The sequence below is a fragment of the Candidatus Thermoplasmatota archaeon genome, from assembly GCA_034660695.1.
In the GTDB taxonomy this organism is placed as follows: domain Archaea; phylum Thermoplasmatota; class E2; order UBA202; family DSCA01; genus JAYEJS01.
This window is the reverse complement of the sequence record JAYEJS010000163.1, coordinates 1-3595: the sequence shown is the minus strand read 5'-3', so window position 1 is coordinate 3595 and position 3595 is coordinate 1. Positions and strand designations below refer to the sequence as shown.

At 38.4% G+C, this 3595-nt stretch carries 6 protein-coding genes and 1 tRNA gene; 3 read left to right on the top strand and 4 right to left on the bottom strand.

The window, feature by feature from the left end; translation table 11 throughout:
• A partial coding sequence (locus U9O96_08900; GenBank protein ID MEA2055199.1) for a hypothetical protein occupies positions 1-101 on the top strand: 101 nt, incomplete at its 5' end.
• A 49-nt stretch (positions 102-150) separates the two neighbouring features.
• Here the strand turns inward: U9O96_08900 and U9O96_08895 are convergent.
• Positions 151-223 (bottom strand) — tRNA-Gln (locus U9O96_08895).
• Between the two features lie 25 nt (positions 224-248).
• Complete coding sequence (locus U9O96_08890; GenBank protein MEA2055198.1) at positions 249-692, bottom strand: Lrp/AsnC family transcriptional regulator; 444 nt, start codon at positions 690-692, stop codon at positions 249-251.
• Positions 693-794: 102 nt separating this feature from the next.
• Here U9O96_08890 and U9O96_08885 point away from each other — a divergent pair, with 102 nt between their 5' ends.
• Positions 795-1754 carry an asparagine synthetase A gene (locus tag U9O96_08885; GenBank protein MEA2055197.1) on the top strand — a complete coding sequence of 320 codons (960 nt, stop codon included), beginning with the start codon at positions 795-797 and terminating at the stop codon, positions 1752-1754.
• 199 nt (positions 1755-1953) lie between these two features.
• On the opposite strand, the gene U9O96_08880 is transcribed toward U9O96_08885, so the two are convergent.
• A complete protein-coding gene (locus tag U9O96_08880) occupies positions 1954-2571 on the bottom strand; it encodes a hypothetical protein (protein MEA2055196.1) in 618 nt (205 codons plus the stop codon).
• A 6-nt stretch (positions 2572-2577) separates the two neighbouring features.
• Complete coding sequence (locus tag U9O96_08875) at positions 2578-2973, bottom strand: metal-dependent transcriptional regulator (protein ID MEA2055195.1); 396 nt, start codon at positions 2971-2973, stop codon at positions 2578-2580.
• A gap of 69 nt (positions 2974-3042) precedes the next feature.
• Here U9O96_08875 and U9O96_08870 point away from each other — a divergent pair, with 69 nt between their 5' ends.
• The gene (locus tag U9O96_08870) at positions 3043-3417 is read left to right on the top strand and encodes a hypothetical protein (GenBank protein ID MEA2055194.1); all 375 of its coding nucleotides are present in this window, start codon (positions 3043-3045) and stop codon (positions 3415-3417) included.
• Positions 3418-3595 lie beyond the last annotated feature (178 nt).

Sequence of the window (3595 nt, the reverse complement as noted above, 5' to 3'; positions counted from 1 at the left end):
CGTGCAGGGCGGAGAGAACGGAGAAATATAACAGGCTTATGCGCATAGAGGATAAGCTGGGAAACGAAGCAATATACGGCAAAAAATTGGAGAGCATATGAGACACAAATTTGTAACAGGCAGGAAGAGAATGATATTTGCTATAAGATATAGCCCCGCCAGGATTCGAACCTGGGTCGCAAGGTCCAGGGCCTCGCATGATTGGCCTCTACACTACGGGGCTGTTGTGCCCTTATCCCTTTCGTATTCTAAATATTTTCGGTTACGGTAGTGAAACAGGTACACGTTACGGTCTTTCCAACCCCTTTTATTGCCCTCAACTTATCGATAATAAGCTGGCCGATTTCTTCCATGCTTTTTCCCCTTACCTTCACTATCAAATCCCATTCTCCCGAGACTATGTATACCTCCCACACATTTTCCATTTTTGAAATTCTTTTTGCCAGTTCCCTCTGAGATATTTCAGGATTTGGGAGAAAGGAAACAAGAATAAAGGTTGTTATGGGCAAGCCAACTTTTTCATAGTCAAGCATGACTGTAAATTTTTTGATTATCTTTTTATCAATTAGTTTACGTATTCTTTCGCCAACTGTCGTCCTCGGTAGGCCTACTTTCCTTGAAAGTTTCATTATGGGTTGCTTGGCATCTTTCTTCAATTCTTCAATGATTATTCTATCCTTTTCATCCAACATTAAAAACAAAATGACAAAAAATTATTTAAAATTTGTCTAAAATTTAGCATTTTGACATAAAATTTGGCATAATGCTTAAATATATTTACAGAATATTTTGGCATGTGTGAGCAAATTTTGCAAGAAATTTTAGTTAAAAAAGTCGCTGATGAATGCTACAGGAGATTTGCCTCTGATAGAATAGTGCCCATAATAGATATAAAAAGCAGGATAAGGGAAATAACGGCAAATTTTTTGAGAAATGAGGGATTTGTTGAAATTTCCCCGGTGATAATCTCCCCCATTACAGATCCTCTCAATCACGGAATATTAGATGGAAAGATAACATACTACGGACATGCTTATGCCATAACAAAGAGTATGATTCTGCATAAACAATTAGCTTTACTTGCATTCGAAAAAATTTTTTCATTTTCCCCAAACATAAGGCTTGAGACAGGCGAAAAAAAGGAAACGAGAAGACATCTTGTTGAATTCACACAGTTGGATCTGGAAGTAAGGCATGCCTCGCGGGACGATATGATAGAATTGGCAGAGAAATTGCTGATTCATGTTATAAAAGACACAAAGAAATCTTGCAAAGAAGAATTGAAAGAGTTAGAAAGAAAGTTAAAAATTCCATCCAGACCGTTCAAAAGGATAACATTCGATCAGGCGTATAAAAGGTATGGAAATGAATTCGAGATAGTCCTCTCAAATGAATTAATGGAACCTTTCTGGATTACAGATTTTCCAATATGGAATAGAGAGTTTTATGATAGAGAGTTTGAAGATAAACCAGGATTGTTAAGAGATATGGATATGGTATATCCCGAAGGATGTGGAGAAGGGCTTTCTGGTGGCGAGAGGGAATATGAGTATAATAAGATAAGGGAGAGAATGAAAATAAGCGGATTGAATATATCCGCCTTTTTACCTTACCTTGAAATAGCTAAGAAAGGAATCCATCCATCTGCTGGTTTTGGAATCGGGTTAGAAAGACTTACGAGATTCATTTGCGGATTAAAGGATATAAGGCATGCAACTCTCTTCCCAAAAATTCCAGGAGAGTATTGCATATGACGGAAATTATGATAAAATACATGGAAGTTGCTAATAGGGTTGTTCTATCTGCTTTTAGGGCATTCAACGATTCTTCGGCCTAACTATCAGTTGGCTTTCGGCAGGAATCGGATACATTATTATATATGACATAAAGCCCAAAAAAGTGAGAATTAACCCTCATAATCTGTAACCACTTGAAAATATCTTATTTACTTTTTCACCCGCTTTCCTCCCGCCGGATAAATAAAAGGGGAAATACTATATCACTCGTACAGCAGGGTACCCAGACCGCCAGAAATAGGAATATGAAGATAGCAACAGCCGTAATCCAGTTTACAGTTTGGCCCATTGCCATTATAATATGAAATAATGATGCCCATGTGCTGATCAACACGTGCCCGGAATGCGGGAATTTAGTTGCCGGCCTTAAGAAACCTATTGCGATGCCCAAAAATGCTGCAGGATTTGTTAGCAACGGCTCTTCAATGAAACCTATATGAACGCCCCTGTTCGGGAAATTGAGCAGGAATTCGCCCATAAAAGGAATTATTGAATCACTCAGTGTGGCAATTCCAATTGAGCCGATGTAACCGATTACAACCGCAGTTGAAATCCTGCAATCAGGCCTGTACAATTTATATATTGCCGTAGTCACAATTGCACTTAAGGCCACATGGGTCGGGTGCAATATGTAAAAAATAGTTGATGAAACTTCGGAAACATGGAAAAAGGGATTAGCAAGAAACAGTATAACCATTATAATAATCCCTGTAAGTGCCCCAGAAGCAGTGAATGGGGCATGCTTTTCGAGTTCACTGAGTATTTGCTTCATCATTTTCCACTACCTCGAAGGAATCTCATTGCCGCATGGACATAGATGGCGATCACTGTATTTCCTTTCAAGTGCCATATCGAAATGTTTCCCCATAAAAGTATCAATATTGCCTGCTTCCCGACATGCTTCACAAGGGGACAAGCCGAGAGTATCAACAATTAAGCATTCCAGCAGTCTATGGCGCCTTATCAGGATTCTGGCATTTTCTTTGCCCCTATTATTTACTACAAAACCTTTATTTTTTATATAGGTACCGTAATTCATTCTTGCAAGTTTTTGGAGGGACTGATATGCTGTGGCTTTATTCACTCCAACCACTTTTCCAAGATATGTAGGCCCCACAAGCGGTACGCCTTTTTCATATGCACGGTATACTTCCTTCAGATACTTTGAGTCGGTCATGTTTCGCTCACCAAACATTGTTTGGTCAAGCAAACATAAATATTTAAAGATTTTGTTATCTCACATACCATGGTTCAGATGCATGTATTCGAGTATCGCTTTAAAAACAGAGAAATGTTGATGCCCGAAGCAGATGAAGACAGCATGTTCAAACCCCCATTCGAATTGCCTAAGTGGAAATACGATGATGAAAGCAGGGTGTTTGTAGTATTCGTGTATAATGACGGGAGAAGAAAGGATGCAATTGTCAAGACAGATTTTTCTCCAAGCATAATAAAAGGATGGAAAATATATCAGCTGGAAAAAGTGAAGCTGGTGAAAGATGGAATGATAAATGATAGAAAGGCAACATTTCTTATTAAAAACATGAATGCAAAGGAAAAACAGAGGATAGATATTTTTGTAAAGGGCCCACCGGAAAAAGTAATGATAGAGGTGGAATGAAAATGGAGGAATAAGAAAAGAGAGATTAAAGAGGAGATGCCATTCAATCAATTTGAACTTGTTCAATAAATTGTGGGATTTTCCTTCGCTTTTTCCAAGATTAGTGCAGATAGTCTTGGCATGGCGTATCGTTTGGAGAATATATCTTCTATGTAATCTAGAAAACTAACTCTCTGCT

Bases quoted from the DNA above. Each gene is read 5' to 3' on its own strand.
- U9O96_08890 (MEA2055198.1), bottom strand. From the start codon at position 692: ATGTTGGATGAAAAGGATAGAATAATCATTGAAGAATTGAAGAAAGAT.
- U9O96_08885 (MEA2055197.1), top strand. From the start codon at position 795: ATGTGTGAGCAAATTTTGCAAGAAATTTTAGTTAAAAAAGTCGCTGAT.
- U9O96_08880 (MEA2055196.1), bottom strand. From the start codon at position 2,571: ATGATGAAGCAAATACTCAGTGAACTCGAAAAGCATGCCCCATTCACT.
- U9O96_08875 (MEA2055195.1), bottom strand. From the start codon at position 2,973: ATGACCGACTCAAAGTATCTGAAGGAAGTATACCGTGCATATGAAAAA.
- U9O96_08870 (MEA2055194.1), top strand. From the start codon at position 3,043: ATGGTTCAGATGCATGTATTCGAGTATCGCTTTAAAAACAGAGAAATG.